16 protein-coding genes are annotated in these 18,156 nt (G+C 70.9%); 5 read left to right on the forward strand and 11 right to left on the reverse strand.

The window, feature by feature from the left end; genetic code table 11:
• Nucleotides 1-48 precede the first annotated feature (48 nt).
• The 9 genes from rdgB to AB0B98_RS30645 all read right to left on the reverse strand — a co-directional run bounded on the left by rdgB (nt 49) and on the right by AB0B98_RS30645 (nt 6,999).
• The gene (rdgB, locus tag AB0B98_RS30605) at nt 49-666 is read right to left on the reverse strand and encodes an RdgB/HAM1 family non-canonical purine NTP pyrophosphatase (RefSeq protein ID WP_357367093.1); all 618 of its coding nucleotides are present in this window, start codon (nt 664-666) and stop codon (nt 49-51) included.
• 49 nt (nt 667-715) lie between these two features.
• On the reverse strand, nt 716-1,441 hold the full coding sequence (rph, locus tag AB0B98_RS30610; protein ID WP_357367095.1) for a ribonuclease PH: 726 nt from the start codon (nt 1,439-1,441) through the stop codon (nt 716-718).
• A 119-nt stretch (nt 1,442-1,560) separates the two neighbouring features.
• Nucleotides 1,561-2,304 (reverse strand): MBL fold metallo-hydrolase, encoded by a 744-nt coding sequence (locus AB0B98_RS30615; RefSeq protein ID WP_357367097.1) that lies wholly within the window; start codon nt 2,302-2,304, stop codon nt 1,561-1,563.
• 223 nt (nt 2,305-2,527) lie between these two features.
• Nucleotides 2,528-3,493: a cysteine synthase gene (locus AB0B98_RS30620; RefSeq protein WP_238666474.1), complete on the reverse strand. Its 966-nt coding sequence runs from the start codon at nt 3,491-3,493 to the stop codon at nt 2,528-2,530.
• An 11-nt stretch (nt 3,494-3,504) separates the two neighbouring features.
• Entirely contained in the window at nt 3,505-3,906 is a 402-nt protein-coding gene (locus AB0B98_RS30625) for a MoaD/ThiS family protein (RefSeq protein ID WP_357367099.1), read from the reverse strand.
• 65 nt (nt 3,907-3,971) lie between these two features.
• Entirely contained in the window at nt 3,972-4,460 is a 489-nt protein-coding gene (locus AB0B98_RS30630; RefSeq protein ID WP_308193375.1) for a M67 family metallopeptidase, read from the reverse strand.
• Between the two features lie 52 nt (nt 4,461-4,512).
• Nucleotides 4,513-5,013: a DUF2017 domain-containing protein gene (locus tag AB0B98_RS30635; RefSeq protein ID WP_357367101.1), complete on the reverse strand. Its 501-nt coding sequence runs from the start codon at nt 5,011-5,013 to the stop codon at nt 4,513-4,515.
• Nucleotides 5,010-5,300: an ATP-dependent Clp protease adapter ClpS gene (gene clpS, locus AB0B98_RS30640; protein WP_088946433.1), complete on the reverse strand. Its 291-nt coding sequence runs from the start codon at nt 5,298-5,300 to the stop codon at nt 5,010-5,012. The genes AB0B98_RS30635 and clpS overlap by 4 nt, the downstream gene beginning before the upstream one ends.
• Before the next feature lie 148 nt (nt 5,301-5,448).
• Entirely contained in the window at nt 5,449-6,999 is a 1,551-nt protein-coding gene (locus tag AB0B98_RS30645) for a hypothetical protein (RefSeq protein ID WP_357367103.1), read from the reverse strand.
• A 194-nt stretch (nt 7,000-7,193) separates the two neighbouring features.
• Between AB0B98_RS30645 and AB0B98_RS30650 the strand changes: the two genes are divergently transcribed.
• The 4 genes from AB0B98_RS30650 to AB0B98_RS30665 are packed head-to-tail and all read left to right on the forward strand — an operon-like array spanning nt 7,194 to nt 13,097.
• The gene (locus AB0B98_RS30650) at nt 7,194-9,872 is read left to right on the forward strand and encodes a LuxR C-terminal-related transcriptional regulator (RefSeq protein ID WP_357367105.1); all 2,679 of its coding nucleotides are present in this window, start codon (nt 7,194-7,196) and stop codon (nt 9,870-9,872) included.
• Between the two features lie 16 nt (nt 9,873-9,888).
• Nucleotides 9,889-11,175, forward strand: coding sequence for a nicotinate phosphoribosyltransferase (locus AB0B98_RS30655; protein WP_357367107.1), 1,287 nt, complete (start codon nt 9,889-9,891; stop codon nt 11,173-11,175).
• Nucleotides 11,176-11,224: 49 nt separating this feature from the next.
• Complete coding sequence (locus tag AB0B98_RS30660; RefSeq protein WP_238666479.1) at nt 11,225-11,806, forward strand: isochorismatase family protein; 582 nt, start codon at nt 11,225-11,227, stop codon at nt 11,804-11,806.
• 40 nt (nt 11,807-11,846) lie between these two features.
• The gene (locus tag AB0B98_RS30665) at nt 11,847-13,097 is read left to right on the forward strand and encodes an MFS transporter (RefSeq protein WP_357367109.1); all 1,251 of its coding nucleotides are present in this window, start codon (nt 11,847-11,849) and stop codon (nt 13,095-13,097) included.
• A 496-nt stretch (nt 13,098-13,593) separates the two neighbouring features.
• On the opposite strand, the gene ctaD is transcribed toward AB0B98_RS30665, so the two are convergent.
• Together ctaD and AB0B98_RS30675 are read right to left on the reverse strand one after the other, a co-directional pair.
• Nucleotides 13,594-15,354 carry a cytochrome c oxidase subunit I gene (gene ctaD / locus AB0B98_RS30670; RefSeq protein ID WP_357367111.1) on the reverse strand — a complete coding sequence of 587 codons (1,761 nt, stop codon included), beginning with the start codon at nt 15,352-15,354 and terminating at the stop codon, nt 13,594-13,596.
• A gap of 130 nt (nt 15,355-15,484) precedes the next feature.
• Nucleotides 15,485-16,591 (reverse strand): FAD-dependent monooxygenase, encoded by a 1,107-nt coding sequence (locus AB0B98_RS30675; RefSeq protein ID WP_357367113.1) that lies wholly within the window; start codon nt 16,589-16,591, stop codon nt 15,485-15,487.
• A gap of 299 nt (nt 16,592-16,890) precedes the next feature.
• Between AB0B98_RS30675 and AB0B98_RS30680 the strand changes: the two genes are divergently transcribed.
• Entirely contained in the window at nt 16,891-18,012 is a 1,122-nt protein-coding gene (locus AB0B98_RS30680; protein ID WP_357367114.1) for a cellulose binding domain-containing protein, read from the forward strand.
• Nucleotides 18,013-18,156: the final 144 nt, after the last annotated feature.

Genomic DNA, 18,156 nt, shown 5'->3' on the forward strand with positions numbered 1-18,156 from the left:
CTGTCGTCCGCCGCGGGTCAGGCGGCGGGCGGCAGCACCTCGCGCCCGTCAAACGGCGGGCGGCAGCACCTTGGCGATCAGTTTGGCCAGCTCGCGCAACGCCTTGCCCCGGTGACTGATGGCGTCCTTCTCCGCCGGGGTCAGCTCGGCGTTGGTCCGGTCCTGTCCGTCGCCCAGGAAGATCGGGTCGTAGCCGAACCCGCCGTCACCGCGCGGCGCCCGCAGCACCCGCCCGGACTGCCGGCCGTCGACCAGGTGCTCCTTGCCGCCGGGCAGCACCAACGCCACAGTGCAGACGAACGAGGCGGCCCGCTGCTCGTCCGGAACGTCGCCGATCTGGTCCAGCACCAACTGAAGGTTGGCCCGGTCGTCGCCGTGCTGGCCGGACCAGCGGGCGCTGAACACCCCCGGCATGCCGTTGAGCGCGTCGACAGCGAGCCCGGAGTCGTCAGCGATGGTCGGCAGCCCGCTCTGCCGGCAGCCCTCCCGCGCCTTGATCAGCGCGTTCTCGCCGAAGGTCAGGCCGGTCTCCGGCAGCTCCGCGTACTGCTCGACGTCGTCCAACCCGAGCAGGGCGATCCGGTGCGCGCCGAGCGCGCCGTCCAGAATCCGCTGTAGCTCGACCAGCTTCTTGCGGTTACGGGTGGCGAGCAGGACCTTGTTCATGCTGAGACACCTTTGTTCGCGACTGCGGGGCTCGCAGGCTTCCTCGTGCTCACGCGAGAGCCTTCCGCTGGGCTTCGGCCAACTCGGCGCAGCCGGCCACGGCCAGGTCGAGCAGGGCGTCGAGCTGGTCGCGGGCGAACACGCCCGCCTCGCCGGTGCCCTGCACCTCGACGAAGTCGCCAGTGCCGGTGCAGACAACGTTCATGTCGACCTCGGCGGCGACGTCCTCCTCGTAGCAGAGGTCGAGCCGGGCCTCCCCGGAGATGATCCCCACGCTGACCGCCGCCACCGAGCGGTGCATCACCTTCTCCGGCTTACCGGCCAACGACTTGCGGGCGGCAAGCCAGCCCACCGCGTCGTGCAACGCGACGTACGCGCCGGTGATCGCTGCCGTGCGGGTGCCGCCGTCGGCCTGGAGCACGTCGCAGTCGAGCACTATCGAGTTCTCGCCGAGCGCCTTCAGGTCGATGCTGGCCCGCAGACTACGGCCGATCAACCGGGAGATCTCGTGGGTACGGCCACCGACCCGACCCTTGACGCTTTCCCGGTCGGAACGGGTGTTCGTGGCCCGGGGCAGCATCGCGTACTCGGCGGTCACCCAGCCGAGCCCGGAGCCCTTGCGCCAGCGGGGCACCCCCTCGGTGACGCTCGCCGTGCAGAGCACCCGGGTGCCGCCGAACTCGACGAGCACCGAGCCCTCCGGATGGGTGCTCCAGCCTCGGGTCACTGTCACCGGTCGAAGTTGAGAGGGCCCTCGCCCGTCAGGTCGCGCCATGCCTGCACCCTATGCGGTGCGGCGATCCACCTCGCCCGCGGTGCCCCGGGGAACGCCCGCGCCGTGCACACCGAGCAAGCGGCGACGGTGGCCCGGCCTCGCGAACCGGGCGTGCTGCGTCAGACGTCGTAGCTGGCGCCGGGCCGGACCACCTCGAGCGGCCCGGCGTACGCGGAAGCGGCCGACTCCAACGTGTGCGCTTCGCTGCCCCAGGCCGGCACCAGGTGGGTGAGCAGCAGCCGACCCACAGCGGCCTTGGTGGCCGCCTCGCCGGCCTCCCGACCGGTCAGGTGCAGATCCGGCGGGTTGTCCATGCCGTCGAGGTAACTGGCCTCGCAGAGGAACACGTCGGCGTTCTGGGCCAGCCGCAGCAGCGCCTCACAGGGCGCGGTGTCCGACGAGTAGCACAGCGAACGGCCGTCGTGCTCCAGCCGCACACCGTACGTCTCGACGGGATGGTTGACCCGGTCGACGGTGACGGCGAACGGGCCGATCGGAAAGGTGCCCGGCTGGAGCGCGTAGAACTGGTACACGTCCTCCACCGAGCCGTCGTCGCCGTACGCTGCGCTGAGCCGGTCCGGCGCGCCGGCGGGCGCGTACACCGGCAGCGCCGGGTAGGGGCCGTCCGGGGCGTACCGGCGCACCACCACGTACAGCACGGCGTCGAACATGTGGTCACAGTGCAGGTGGGTCAGCAGGATGGCGTCCGGGGCGTGCAACCCCGCGTACCGCTGGAGGCTTGACAGCGACCCCGAGCCGAAGTCGACCAGGAGCCGGAAGCCGTCGGCCTCGACGAGGTAAGCCGAGCAGGGCGACTCGGGGCCAGGGAAACTGCCGGCGCTTCCCAGAACTGTCAGTCGCATCGAGTGGTCTCGCTGTCACTATCAGTAGCACCCGCGCCGGTGACGGTCCCGGCCATGATCTCTACCGACGCGTACGCCACGCTGCGCAGCCTACGCTGGCGCATCCGGCAGCAAGAATCATCCAACGGAAGTTGTCACGAACGTGACACCCGCTCGCGGTCCGCCGGGAAGCGCTCGGGCCGTCGACGAATGTCGACGGCCCGTAATCGGCAGACCAGATCGGTCAGGCCCAGAGCTGCCCCTCCAGGGCGTCCTCGGCATCGGCGAGCGTGCCGCCGTACGCGCCGGTGGACAGGTACTTCCACCCGCCGTCGCAGACCACGAAGGCCACATCGGCCCGCCGGCCGTCGCGCACCGCCTCGTGTGCCACCGCCAGCGCGGCGTGCAGGATCGCACCGGTGGAGAACCCGGCGAAGATGCCCTCCACCTCCACCAGCTGGCGGGTGCGCAACACCGCGTCCCGGGTGCCCACCGAGAACCGCCGGGAAAGCACCGAGGCGTCGTAGAGCTCCGGAACGTACCCCTCGTCGATGTTGCGCAGGCCGTAGACCAACTCGCCGTAGCGCGGCTCGGCGGCCACGATCTGGATGCCCTCGACCTTTTCCCGCAGGTAACGCCCGGTGCCCATCAGGGTGCCGGTGGTGCCCAGCCCGGCCACGAAGTGCGTGATGCTGGGCAGGTCGTGCAGCAGCTCCGGCCCGGTCGTCTCGTAGTGCGCCCGCGCGTTGGCCTCGTTGCCGTACTGGTAGAGCATCACCCAGTCGGGGTGCTCGACGGCGATCTGCTTCGCCGTGGCGACCGCCTGGTTGGAACCACCCGCCGCCGGCGAGAAAATGATCTCGGCCCCGTACATCCGGAGCAGTTGCACCCGCTCGGTGGAGACGTTCTCCGGCATCACGCAGACCACCCGGTAGCCGCGCAGCTTCGCCACCATTGCCAACGAGATGCCGGTGTTGCCACTCGTCGGCTCGAGGATGGTGTCACCCGGGCGGAGCCGGCCAGCCTCCTCCGCCGCCCGGACCATGAACAGCGCCGCGCGGTCCTTGATGCTGCCGGTGGGGTTGCGATCCTCCAGCTTGGCCCAGAGCCGCACCGGAGGCGCCCCGTCGGGCACCGTCGGGGAGAGCCGGGGCAGGCCGACCAGCGGCGTACCCCCGCAGGCGTCGAGCAGGCTGTCGTACCGCGCCATGGCGGCCGACCTCAGCGAGCCGCGACGGCGTCGCGGGCCACCGCGTCGACGGCACTCTGCGGGCTGATGTTGTGCGAGCTGACCGCCGCTGCCGCCGCGCTGTGCGAGCTGATCGCCGCTGCCGCGGCGAAGCCGAACGCGCCGCCGGCCACCGCCGGCAGGATGGTGACGCTGTCGCCGTCGGAGAGCTTCGCGTCGAGCGCGCCGAGGAAGCGGACGTCCTCGTCGTTCACGTAGACGTTGACGAAGCGGTGCAGCGTGCCCGCGTCGGTGATCAGCCGGCCGCGCAGACCGCCGTGCCGGGAATCCAGGTCGGTGAGCAGATCGGCGAGCGTGTCGCCGGTGCCGTCGACGACCTTGGCGCCGCCGGTGTAGCTGCGCAGGATGGTGGGGATGCGAACCTCAATGGCCATGATGTGGAACTCCTCGATCGGGTGTGCCTACGGTGACGGGACGAGATGGCTGCGGCGCTGACAGGTCAGCGGTCGGAACACTCGTAATCGACCGTCGCCGGGCTCTGCCCGAACATGTAGGACTGGACGGCGTGCGGGTCGACACCGGCCTCCACGACACGGACCGGCTCCTCGGTGACCACGCCGTCGACGATCCGGAACGACCGGATCTCCTCCGAGTCGGGCTCACGGGTCGAGACGAGCAGGTAGTGCGCCCCCGGCTCACCGGCGAAGGAGACATCCGTCCGCGACGGGTACGCCTCGGTGGCGGTGTGCGAGTGGTAGATGACGACGGGCTCCTCGTCCCGGTCGTCCATCTCCCGCCACACGCGCAGGTGCTCCATCGAGTCGAACTCGTAGAAGGTCATCGACCGCGCGGCATTGTCCATCGGGATGTGCCGGGTCGGGGTGTCGCTGCCGACGGGACCGGCGACCACGCCGCACGCCTCGTCAGGGTGATCCCGGCGCGCGTGGGCGACGATCGCGTCAATGATCGACCGGTCGATGCTCAGCACGTGCACCAGCCTAACGCCTGCGGGGCACGGGCCGAAGTGGTGCCGGTCACCCCTAGTCGATCAAGGCGTTGAGCAGCGACTCCTGTAGATACCCGAGATAGGCGTAGACCGAAAGCTGGAACACCCGGCTGGAACCAGGGTCCTCAGCGACAGCGTCGTCCAACTCCTCGCCCAGATCCGTGCCGTCCTTGATCTCCAGGCGGACGCCCATCGCCAACCGGGCGTCGTTCAGTGCCCGCAACCACGCCTCGGCCGCCTCGGCGTCCAGCCGCACCTCGCCACCGGACTCGTCCGGCAACGCGGCCAGGATCGCACCCGCCTGATCGATCTTCGCGGTCTTCAGGTCGCCCTCTGTGTAGCGGCGAAACTCGGCAGTGCCCGGAGCGTCCTGTGGGTAGACCGCCGGAAAGAGCCGACCGACCACCGGGTCGGTGTGGTCGAAGCCGTCGGTGAGCAGACCCACCACCTCGGAGGCGACCTTGCGCAGCACCCGCACCTCGTCGACGGCGAAGACGGCGACGTAGTGACCGGCCTGGCGATGGAACATGCTCATGATCTGTCCACCGTCGCCCACAGCCCGTACGCGTGCAGCTGCGACGCGTCGTGCTCCATCCGTTCGCGGGCACCTGTGGAGACCACGGCGCGGCCCTTGTGGTGCACGTCAAGCATCAGCTGTTCGGCCCTCTCCCGGCTGTAGCCGAAAAGCTTCTGGAAGACCCAGGTCACGTACGTCATCAGATTGACCGGGTCGTCCCACACGATCGTCACCCACTGCCGGTCGGACGCCGGCACCTCGTCAGTGTCCGGCGTCTCGACCGGTGCAACCTGCGGAGCCGCCATGCCCCCCATCGTGCCACCGGTTTCCCGGAACCGAGGAACCGGAACGCCGGCCCGGCGCGGATCACCCACCCCGGGCCCTCCCGACCCGCCCCGGACGCCATCGGAGGTGGGGTCCGGCACGGCCCCGGACCAACCGGTGGGCGCGCCGTCAGGCGAGCAGAATGCCGTGATCGACTGCATCGGAGAGCACCACGCCCAGCGAGAGGCGGATCACCTCGAACCGTCGGGAGATCTCCCTGGACAACCCCAACTCGACCTCGCGCACCGCCCGTTGGGACCAGGCCCGCGCCGCGCTGTGGTCGCTGTTGCCTGGCGTACGCCACTGCTGCCAGCACCCGCCGGAGAGCGCCACCGCGACCGGCGGGAGCACCTCGTCCCGGGACGCCACCGGATAGCTGGCGGCGGCGTCGATCGCCTCCATGCCGGTCAACTCGGCCACGCCGGCGGTACTGGTGATCAACAGCACCTTGTCCAGTTCGTGGCCGGGCCGGTGATCGGACAGGCCGTACTGCACGGCGAGGGCGATCCGGCGGCGCACGCCTTCGGCCGGCGGCGCGCCGAGCACCTGGGACGCGACGTCGGTCATGATGCCGCGCACCGCCTGATCGCACTGTGCGGTGGCCAACAACGACAACGCCGCCATCTCCCGGTCGAGGAGATCCGGTAGGCCGGCACAGCCGACTCCGAACACGATCTCCTGAACGGCCCGAAGGTGGATGTTCGCCAACTCCAGGGCGAGGTGCTGGCGGATCCGCTGCGCACACGAACGGGCGTGGCGGTCGAGCCGGTCGGACCAGTCACCCGGATCCGCGGCCACGGCGACGCGGTCCTGCTGGCCCGGCAGGACCGGCGGGTCGACGCTTGCCCGCCGCAACCCCTCACGCGACGCCCAACCCACCAGCGCCCGCCGCAGATCGGAGGCGGTGCCCGCACCGTCGACCGGGAACCACCGCGCACCGGCCAGCGCCGGCACCGCGGCCAGGAGAGCCGCCCGATGTGCCTCCACCGTCACCGCTACCGCATCCACCTCGGTCTCCGCACCCACGACCGGCGGGACGGACGCCCCCGCGCCCTCCGTAGTCGCCGTACCGTCGGTCGGCGGAGCCCACCCCGACGCGCCGGGGGTGACCGCGAAGACGACCTCCACCGAGGTCGGGGCGACTTCGGCGAGCAGGTTCAACTCGGCGGCGGTGAACGCCTGGTCCGCAGCGATCACGAAGAGCAGCGCGCCGGCCCGGCCCGCCGCTTCGAGCAGCACCCGGGTGCCGGACACGCCGAGGGTGGCGGTGTCCGGAACGTCGATCAGGGTGAAGTGCCGCAGCAGCGGCTCGGGCACACTCAGCTCGACACGCCGGGGCGGGCGGGCCAACGCCGGACCGGCGGCATCCCGGTCCGCGCCGTACGAGTGCGGCTGGCGGTAACCGGGCACGAACGCCGCCCGGGTGGGCACCTTGGCGTCGCGTACCACCAACCAGCTGCCCGCCGGCACGGTGAGCATGACCGGGTCGAGCCCGAGCAGTGTGGCGAGCACGGCACGCCGCTCGGCACCGGCCGGGCCGACGGCGACCACACCGAGCGGCTCGTCCGGGGCGGCGCCGGACACGCCGACCCGAGTGGGGAGGGGGCCGCAGGTGGGTAGATCGGTTGGGCCGGTCATGTCGTCCGGCGAATCGACCGAGGGGAGAGGGCCCTGCTTCATCAGGTGCCTCCCGTTGCAGGTGACCAGAGGTCCGGTCGCGAAAAGTTCCGGTACGAAACCCGGATGTCGGAAGACTACGTGCGGGCTGGCGACCGGGCGGAACACCTCGAATACTCACCGGTAATTGTGCGATTACTCAACTTCGCACGGTGACGGTACGGGCGCGGACGGATTCCGGTCGATATGCTGCGCGAATGAGTCGATGGGAGTTCGTCGGCCGCACGGATGAGCTCAACCGCCTGCTGGAGGCGGTGACCGGTGAGGCCGGCCGCGGGCTCTTCTTCAGTGGCAGCGCTGGCATCGGCAAGAGTCGCCTGCTGCGCGAGGGTGTGGGCATGTTGCCCACCGACCGGTTCGCGATCTGGTCCATCGCCGCAAGCGCCACCACCGCGGCGCTGCCATTCGGTGGGCTGGTCCAGGTCCTCCCCGCCGAGCAGCCCCAGGGCCTCTCCCCCGCCGGCATCCTGCGCTGGGCGCTCAACGTGCTGCAACAGCAGGCGGCCGGCCGGCGGATCGTGCTCGCCATCGACGATGCCCACCTGCTCGATCCGCCCTCGGCCGCACTTGTGCATCTGGTCGCCCGCGCCGAGAACGCCACAGTCCTCGGCACCCTGCGCGACGGCGAGCAGATCCCGCTGCCGATCCGCGCACTCTGGACCGACGACCTCGTCGAGCACGTCGAGCTGACCCCGATGCCGCAGGAGGCGACCACCGACCTGCTGGCCGCGATCCTGGGCGGCCCTGTCGACGCCGGCTCCGCCGACCGGCTCGGCCGCCTGTCGGCCGGCAACCCGCTGCTGCTGCGCGAGCTGGTGCACGCCGCCAACGGCAGCGCCGAGTTGAAGCGCACGTACGGGATCTGGAAGTGGACCGGGCGACTGGAACTGGCACCCAACCTGACCGACCTCATCGACACCCGGGTCGGCAAGCTCACCGACGGCGTCCGCGCGGTCGTCGAGCTGGTCGCGTTCGGCGAACCACTGGGCCTGCACCTCCTCAGGCAGGCCGCCGAGCAGTCGGACGTGGAGACCGCCGAGGAACGCGGGCTGATCACCGTCATTCAGCACGACCGGCGCACCAACGTCAGGCTCGCACACCCGCTCTACGGCGAGGTGATGCGCCGTCGGTGCCCGGTCAGCCGCACCCGCCGGCTTCAGGCACACCTCGCCGAGCTGCTCGAACAGGTCGGCAAACGCCGACGCGACGACCTGTTGCGGGTGGCCGTCTGGCGACTCGACTCGGGCACCGCGCAGGACCCGGCTCTGCTGCTGGACGCCGCGGTGCAGGCGTTCACCCGCTACGACGTGCCGCTGGCGACCCGCCTGGCGCGGGCCGCGCTGCACGCCGACGGTGGCTACGACGCGGCGGAGTTGCTGGCCACCATCCTGATGTTCGCCGACCGGCCCGACGAGGCGATCGACGTCCTCGACGCGGTAACCCCCGAGCCCGGCGACGAGCGGCGACTCTGCCGCTGGCTGACCGTACGCGGCATGGTCAGCTACTGGGGGCTGAGCCAGGAGTCCACGGTGGAGGAGATCGCAAGCCGGGTCGAGCAGCTCAGCGACTCCGCCGACCGGTCCCGGGTGCACGCCTTCGAGGCGATCATGCGCCTGCACCGACTGGACACTGACACCGCGGTGCAGCTCAGCCGACGTGTCCTGGACCGGCCGGCGGCCGGCGTCGCCGCCCGCGAGCTGGCCCGTTCCACCATCGCGTACGTCCAGGCCGCACAAGGCGAGCTGACTCGCAGCGGTACGGCCATCGCCCAGGTGCACTCGGCCGCGGCGAACTGGCGCACCGACATGCCGTACCTCCAGTTGGCCCTGGAGCTGGCGCGAGGCACCCGGCTCATGCTCACCGGCGACCTGGCCGGGATCGACGCGATCGTGGCCGACGAGTTCGCCGACCTCGCCGGTGCCGGCGACTTCCGCCTCGGCACCGGCTACCTGGCCATCCTCCAGGCGTACGCGGCCCGGCTGCGCGGGCAGAGCGACGCGGCCATGCGTACCTCCCTGGGCGCCTGCGCGGTGCTGGCCACGAGTCGCGTCTACGCCGGTCTGGCTCAAGCCGAACGTGCCCAGGCGGCGGCGCTGCGCGGTGACGCCGCGCAGGCGGTCGCGGCGATGGCCGAAGCCGACCGCACCCACGCGCCGGGCATGGCGGTGCTCTACCCGTGGCTGGATCAGGCCCGGGGCGCGGCGCTCGCCGCCTCGGGCGACCTGCCGGGCGCTGTCAAACACCTCGGTGACCTGGTGGACCGGCTGCGCTCGGATGGCTTCGCCGGGCACGAGGTGCATGTCCTGCACGACCTCGTCCGACTCGACCAGGCGGGCATGGCAGTCGGCCCCACCTGCTCCGACGGTGGTCGGCGCACCGTCGCGCAGCGCCTCGCCGAGCTCTCCGAGCGGGTCGACGGGGTGCTCCCGCCGCTGCTGGCCCGTCACGCCCGCGCCGCGGTGACCGACTCCCCCAGCGATCTGCTCGCGGTCGCCGACGACTATGCCGCCCTGGAGTTGACCGTGTACGCGGCCGAGGCCACCTCCCAGGCCGTCCAGCGGCTGCGCCGGGAGCACCCGGCTGCCGCCAACGACGCCCGGGAGCGCCTCGCCGGGCTGCTCGGGCGCTGTGACCTGATCCGGACGCCGGCGCTCCAGGCCGGTGCGCCGGTGCTCACCGAGCGGGAGTGGCAGGTGGCGCGCCTCGCCGCGCACGGCGCTCCCAGCCGGGCCATCGCCGAACGGCTCTACCTGTCGGCGCGCACGGTGGAGAACCACCTCCAGCGGATCTACGCCAAGCTCGGCGTCACCGGGCGGACCGAACTGTGGGCGGCGCTGCGCTCGATCCCGGGCCACGACGGCGGCGACCCGAGCTGAACCTTAGGCTGGGGCGGTGAGCATCCACCGCCCCGCGCTCCTGACCGACCACTACGAGCTGACGATGGTCAGCGCGGCACTGAAGGACGGCACCGCCGACCGCCGGTGTGTCTTCGAGGTGTTCAGCCGCCGGCTGCCCAGCGGCCGCCGGTACGGCGTGGTCGCCGGGACGGCCCGGCTGATCGAGCTGATCCGTGACTTCCGGTTCGACCCCAGCGAGGTGGAGTTCCTTCTGCGGACCGGGGTGGTCGACGAGGCGGCGGCGGCGTGGCTCACCGACTACCGCTTCAGCGGCGACATCGACGGGTACGCCGAGGGTGAACTGTTCTTCCCCGGTTCACCGATCCTCACCGTCTCCGGCGGCTTCGCCGAATGTGTGGTGCTGGAGACGGTGGCGCTGTCCGTGCTCAACCACGACTGCGCGGTGGCCGCCGCGGCGGCCCGGATGGTGACAGCGGCGCGGGGCCGGACGCTGATCGAGATGGGGTCGCGCCGGGCACACGAGGAGGCGGCGGTGGCCGCGGCGCGGGCCGCGTACCTGGCCGGGTTCCGGTTCACGTCGAACCTCGCCGCCGGCGCGCGCTACGGCATCCCCACGGCGGGCACCGCGGCGCACGCGTTCACCCTGCTGCACGACGACGAGCGGGCGGCGTTCGCCTCGCAGGTCGCCACGCTGGGCAAGGACACCACGCTGCTGGTCGACACGTACGACATCAGCCAGGGCATCCGCAACGCCATCGCTGTGGCCGGGCCGGACCTGCGGGCGGTACGGATCGACTCCGGCGACCTCGCGGTGATCGCTCAGCAGTCCCGGGAGTTGCTCGACTCGCTGGGCGCCACCGAGACCAAGATCATCGTTTCCGGTGACCTGGACGAGTACGCCATCGCCGCGCTGGCCGCCGAACCGGTGGACATGTACGGCGCCGGCACGGCCGTGGTCACCGGCTCCGGGGCACCAACCGCCGGGCTGGTCTACAAACTGGTCGAGGTCGAGGGTCGACCGGTGGTGAAGCGCTCCGAGCACAAGGCCACCATCGGCGGCCGGAAGGTCGCGGTCCGTCGGCACAAGCCGACCGGCACCGCCACCGAGGAGGTCATCGTTCCGCAGGGCGTTCCCGACCGGCAGCCCAACGACCGCCTGCTCCAGCAGTCGTACATGGTCGCCGGTGAGTCGGTGCCGCTGCCCACCCTCGACGAGTCACGGGAGCACCTGCGAGAGTGCCTGATCTCCATCCCGTGGGAGGGACTGAAGCTCTCGGCCGGCGACCCGGCGGTGCCGGTCACCGTCGTACCCGCTGGTTGAGTTCATCCCCGAGCGCCACCCCGACAGTGCGGAGAGAGGAAACCCCCCGATGGCCAACGCGCTGATCATCGTGGACGTGCAGAACGACTTCTGCGAGGGCGGCTCGCTGGCCGTCGCCGGCGGCGCAGGGGTGGCCGCCGGCATCTCCCGGTTACTCGCCGCCGAGCCGGACCGGTGGACGCACGTGGTCGCCACCAAGGACTACCACGTCGACCCGGGTGCCCACTTCGGCGATCCGCCGGACTTCGTGGAGTCCTGGCCCCGGCACTGCGTGGTCGGCACCAGCGGTTCGGAGTTCCACAGGGAACTGGACACCGCCAGGGTCGAGGCGATCTTCCACAAGGGCGAGCACGCGGCGGCGTACTCCGGTTTCGAGGGCCATGCCGACGACGGCGAGTGCCTGGCCGACTGGCTGCGTCGGCGCGACGTGGACCGGGTCGACGTGGTCGGCATCGCCACGGACCACTGCGTCCGGGCTACCGCGCTGGACGCCGCCCGGGAGGGTTTCGCCACCACAGTGCTGCTGGAGTTGACCGCCGCCGTCGCACCGGCGACCACCGACGTGGCCCTACGCGCGATGGAGGGCGCCGGCGTGATCATGCACGGCCAGCCTGTGATCAGGGCCGCATGAGCTGCTAATTGGTTGGCCCAGGGGCCGCCGCCGGTCAAGGATGTCGCCGGAGGTACGGACCCACGTGAACATGAAGCCTTACCGGCGGGCGCTCGCCCTGCCCGGCCTGCGGTCGCTGCTACTGGTTGCCGTCCTCGCCCGCATCCCGCTCACCGCGACCGGGGTGACACTGACCTTCCACGTGGTGCTCGATCTTGATCGGGGCTACGGGGCGGCCGGCCTGGTGGGTGCGGCGGTCACCGTTGGTGCGGCGATCGGCGGGCCGCTGCTCGGCCGACTCGTGGACCGGCGTGGACTGCGCCCGGTCCTCGTGCTCACCGCGATCGCCGAGGCGATCTTCTGGTCCACCGCGCCGTCGCTGGCGTACCCCGTGCTCCTGCCGGCAGCCTTCGTGGCCGGCTCCCTGGCCCTGCCCATCTTCTCCGTGGTCCGTCAGTCGATCGCCGCGCTGGTCCCCGAGGACCAACGCCGCCCCGCCTACGCGCTGGACTCGATGTCGGTGGAGCTGTCCTTCATGATCGGCCCGGCGTTGGCGGTGGCCCTGGTCACCGCGATATCCGCGCAGACCACCATGTACCTGGTCGGTGGTGGCATCGTCGCCGCCGGGATCGCCCTGTGGGTGGTCAACCCACCGATCCGGGAGGAAGCCACCGGGCCCACCGGCCCACAACGCCGCGTGCCGCGCCGGGAGTGGCTGACCCCCCGACTGCTCGCCGTCCTGGCGCTCAGCGCCGCGGCGACCCTGGTGCTCGGGGGCACCGACGTGGCGGTGGTCGCCGTCCTGCGGGCCAGCGGCGAGGTCGGCTGGACCGGCGCGGTCCTGGCCATCTGGGCGGTCGCCTCGCTGGCCGGCGGTTTCGCCTACGGCGCCGTGCACCGCTCGTTCTCCCCGCTGGCGCTGACCGCCGCGCTGGCCCTGTGCACCATTCCGGTGGGGCTGGGCGGTGCGCACTGGTGGCTGCTGTGCCTGGCGCTGATCCCCGCCGGCGCTCTCTGCGCGCCGACCATCGCGGCCGGCTCGGACGCGGTCAGCCGCCTGGCTCCGGCCGAGGTACGCGGTGAGGCGATGGGTCTGCACGGCTCCGCGGTCACAGTAGGCATCGCGATCGGCGCACCGCTCGCCGGCGCGGTGATCGACGCCAGCGCGCCACCCTGGGGCTTCGTGGTGACCGGTGCGCTCGGCGCGCTGGTCACCCTGGTGGTGCTGCCGATCGAGCTGCGCCGCCGCCGCATCGCCGACGCGGCCACCCCGCCGCCCGCCGAGGCCGACCTCACCTCCGCCGCCCACTGACGACCGCTACGACCGCTACGACCGCTACGAAGCTGAAGGTCGGCGTCCCTTGCCGGTCTCCGCGTTGCGCTGTCCGACCACGGCTACGGCACGCGAGACCGGCCTGCGGCGGGGAGCGGCCTGCGCGGCGGTCCGCCGCGCGGGGTCGCGGGGTCCGTCCGCGCGGGCTCCGTCCGCTGCGCGGGCGGCATCATGCTGATGAGCCTGATGTCTGTGAGTCATCGTGATGACTCAGAGACATCAGGCTCATCAGGGAGATAGCCCCGACGCCCGGCCGCGCCGAGCCAAGAGCACGCCCGGCCAGGACCAGGCCGAACCAAAACCCCGCCCAACCAAGGGCGGGCACGTCGTGTGGACGAGCCGCTGGCAAGCGGCGTGGAGCGGCCGGAACGAGGCGAGATGGCGGGATGCCAGAGTGGCAATGGGCTGGACATGGCGACGGGCGCCGCTCCCGGTGTCCCGGGGGCGGCGCCCGTCGTACTGCTGAGCGTGAGCGTCAGTGCCGGTCGACGTCGCTCGCGGTGTCCTCGCGGTAGCTGGCTCCGCCGTCCGACTCGCTGGTGAGCGGCTTGGCGCCGCCCTCCGGCGGGCCGGCCAGGCTCTGGCCACCGGCCGCCAGCTCCGGGAACTTCGCGTCGAACGCCGGCCGCTCGGAGCGGATCCGCGGCATCCGGTCGAAGTTGCGCAGCGGCGGCGGGCTGCTGGTCGCCCACTCCAGCGAGTTGCCGTGACCCCAGGGGTCGTTCACCTCGACCACCGGGCCGGTCTTGTACGACTTCCAGCAGTTGTAGATGAACGGCAGCGTGGAGATACCAGTGATGAACGCGCCGATCGTGGAGATCGTGTTCAGCGTGGTGAAGCCGTCGCCGGGCAGGTAGTCGGCGTACCGACGGGGCATGCCCTCGTTGCCGAGCCAGTGCTGCACCAGGAACGTGGTGTGGAAGCCGATCATGGTGAGCCAGAAGTGCACCTTGCCCAGGCGCTCGTCGAGCATCCGGCCGAACATCTTCGGGAACCAGAAGTAGATGCCCGCGAAGACCGCGAACACGATGGTGCCGAAGAGCACGTAGTGGAAGTGCGCCACCACGAAGTACGAGTCCGACACGTGGAAGTCGATCGGCGGGCTGGCCAGCAGCACACCGGTGAGACCACCGAAGAGGAACGTGACCAGGAAGCCGACCGCCCAGAGCATGGGCGTCTCGAAGCTGATCTGGCCCCGCCACATGGTGCCGATCCAGTTGAAGAACTTCATACCGGTCGGCACGGCGATCAGGTAGCTCAGGAAGCTGAAGAACGGCAGCAGCACCTGACCGGTGGCGAACATGTGGTGCGCCCAGACGCTCATGGAGAGCGCGGCGATCGCGACGGTCGCGGCGACCAGACCCTTGTAGCCGAAGATCGGCTTGCGGGAGAAGACCGGAATGACCTCGCTGATGATGCCGAAGAACGGCAACGCCACGATGTAGACCTCGGGGTGCCCGAAGAACCAGAACAGGTGCTGCCAGAGCATCGGCCCACCTGTTGCCGGGTCGTACACGTGCGCGCCGAGGATGCGGTCCGCGGCGAGCGCGAAGAGCGCGGCGGCCAGCAGCGGGAAGACCAGGATCACCAGGAGGCTGGTGACCAGGATGTTCCACGTGAAGATCGGCATCCGGAACATGGTCATGCCGGGCGCGCGCAGGGTCAGCACCGTGGTGATCATGTTCACGGCACCGAGGATCGTGCCCAGGCCGGAGATGGCCAGACCCATGATCCACATGTTGGCGCCGACGCCCGGCGAGTGCTCGACGCTGCTCAGCGGCGCGTACGCGAACCAGCCGAAGTCAGCGGCGCCACCCGGGGTGATGAATCCGGCGGTCGCCATCGTCCCGCCGAACAGGTACAGCCAGTAGGCGAAGCTGTTCAGTCGGGGGAAGGAGACGTCAGGCGCGCCGATCTGGATCGGCACGATGTAGTTCGCGAACGCGAACACGATCGGTGTCGCGAAGAACAGCAACATGATCGTGCCGTGCATCGTGAAGAGCTGGTTGTACTGCTCGGGCGACAGGAACTGCAGCCCGGGTCGGGCCAGCTCAGCACGCATGACCAGAGCCATCAGGCCACCGATCATGAAGAACACGAACGCGGTGATCATGTACATGATCCCGATTTGCTTCGCGTCCGTGGTTCGCAGCAGCCGCGCGATGGCCGACCCCTTGACCGGCTCCCGGACCGGCCAGGGCCGGGTCACGACCGGCTTGGGTGCGACGGTGGTCACGAGTGGCCTCCGGTTCTCGGTTGTCCCGCTCGGCACACGCTGGTTATCGGCGGGCCGTCATCCGCAAGGAGGATAGTCCCCGGCAGGTCGCAGCGCCGCGTGGGGTGGCGTGACACGATCTACTACGGGCCTACAGCGGGCCGAGCAGGAGCCGGTAGTGCTCCCCGAAGATCCGGTCGCCGCGTCCGCGCAGCAGTGGGTCGCGCAGCGCCGGCGGGACGTCCCTGGTGCGGTTGCGGTCCCGGGTCCGGTCCCGCACCCATCGGGTACGCGGACGGCGACGACTTTCGTACGCCACCAGCGCCGCCTCCACGCTGTTGGCGGCGCGCAGCGACTCGGCCAGCACCACGGCGTCCTCCAAGGCCATGGCCGCACCCTGCGACAGCGTCGGCGCGGTGGCGTGCGCGGCGTCGCCGACCAGCAGGACACGCCCCCGGAACCAGCGACCCAACTCCACCTCGTCGGTGGTCCCGACGTGCACCTCGTCGAGGGCCGCCAGCACCTCTGGCACCGGGCCGCGGTAGTCGGCGAAGAGGTCCCGCAGCCGCGCGAGGGGGTCGGCCGGTTCCTCGGTGCCGGCCTCGTCGGCGTAGAGGTGCAGCCGCCCGGCACCGATCGGCACCATCAGGAACCCGGAGCGCTGGCCGAGCAGTGCGGTCCACTCGGTGACCGGCGGGCCGTCGCGCAGGACGGCCCGGTAGACCACCTGCCCGACCGGACGCGGCGGACCACCGAGCGCGGCCAGCGCACGGACCGAGGAGCGTGGCCCGTCGGCGCCGATGACCAGGTCGTACTCCGTGGTGGTGCCGTCGGTGAAGGTGACGCCGACAGCGCCCGGAAGCAGGTCCAGGGTGCGGACCTCGGCGCCGTGCCGGACGGCGCCGCCGGCACCGCTGAGCAGCACCCGGTGCAGGTCGGCCCGGGGCAGCGCCCGACACTCGCCGACGCCGGCCCAGAGTGCGTCGAGGTCGACCTCGCAGAGTTGCGCGCCCGCGGCGTCGAAGAACCGCTGCCGGTGGATCACCTGCCCGGTCGGCCGGACCGGGTCGTGCAGGTCGAGCCGGTGCAGTGCGCGGGCAGCGTTGCCGGGCAGGTAGAGACCGGTCTCGTTGGACTCCCCCGGTGGCAGCTTGTCGGTGACGTCGGGCCGGAAGCCCGCCAGGCGCAGCGCCCGGGCTACGGCCAGACCGGCGATGCCCGCGCCGACGACGAGGATGCGCAGGGGGGAGCCACCCATGGTGGTGTACGCCTCCGGAGGGGGAGCGGCACGCGTTGGAGGCAACACGCTACTCGGAGCGATCGACGCACACCAGGCCCAATCGGCCCGCACCCTGCCACTCGTCGGCGACCCGCGCCGCTTGGCTGGCCGTCAGCGGCCAGCCGTCCGGCGGGACGAGGCAATCCTCACAATTCACCAGTTCGACCCGGACGGTTGCGCGTCAGTTTCAGACATGTAAATGTGTCGTTGAGCGTGGGAGCGCTCCCGCACCGCCCCACCACATCCGGCGCCCGGCACGCGCCGAGTCGAGGAGTGTCATGAAACGTCAACTTCGGGCCCTGGCCGCCGCCGGGTTGCTGGTCGCCAGTTCGCTGGTGGCAGTAGCCCTCGGCGGCAGCGCCTCCGCCGACACCCAGATCTGCGAACAGTACGGCTCGACAGTCATCCAGGGCCGCTACGTGGTGCAGAACAACCGCTGGGGCACCACCGCCCAGCAGTGCATCAACGCCACCAACAACGGCTTCGAGATCACCACCCTGAACGGCAGCAGCCCCACCAACGGGGCGCCCACCGCGTACCCCTCGGTGTTCTTCGGTTGCCACTACACCAACTGCTCCCCCGGCACGAACCTGCCGATCCAGGTGAGCCAGATCAGCAGCGCCACCAGCAGCATCTCCTACCGCTACGTCAGCGGCGCCATCTACAACGCGTCGTACGACATCTGGCTGGACCCGTCGCCGAAGCGGGATGGCGTGAACCAGATGGAGATCATGATCTGGCTCAACCGGCAGGGTCCGATCCAGCCGATCGGCTCGGTGGTCGGCACCACGAACCTGGCCGGGCGCACCTGGGAGGTCTGGCGGGGAAGCAACGGCTCCAACAACGTCATCTCCTACGTCGCGTCGTCGGCGATCTCCAGCCTGAACTTCAGCGTGCTGGACTTCATCAACGACACCCGCAACCGGGGGGCGATCACCAACTCCTGGTACCTGACCAGCATCCAGGCAGGCTTCGAGCCGTGGCAGGGCGGTGCCGGCCTCGCGGTCACCTCCTTCTCGGCCAACGTCAACGGTGGCGGCCAGCCGCCCACCAACCCGACGACCCCGCCGCCCAGCGGTGGCGCGAGCTGCGCGGTGAAGTACACGGCGAACTCGTGGAACAACGGCTTCACCGCCGACGTGCAGATCACCAACACCGGGTCCAGCGCGATCAACGGCTGGACGCTCAACTACTCGCTGCCGAGCGGGCAGACGGTCACCAGCGCGTGGAACGCCACGGTGAGCCAGAGCGGGTCAGCGGTGACCGCCCGCAACGTGAGCCACAACGGGTCGATCGCTCCCGGCGGCACCGCGAGCTTCGGCTACCAGGGCAACCTGAGCGGGTCGTACTCGTCGCCGACGAGCTTCTCGCTCAACGGGGCGACCTGCTCCCGCAACTGAGCCAACACCACCACCACGGCGGGGGGGGGGGCCGGGGGGGGGGGGCCCCCCCCCCCCGGGGGGGGCGGGGGGGGGATGAAACGGTAATAAATCGGATAATAGTTAATATATAGGTAGTTATCTCTGTGGGGGTTTGGGGTGTTT

It is taken from the genome of Micromonospora sp. NPDC048947 (assembly GCF_040649495.1).
Taxonomy (GTDB): domain Bacteria; phylum Actinomycetota; class Actinomycetes; order Mycobacteriales; family Micromonosporaceae; genus Micromonospora; species Micromonospora alfalfae.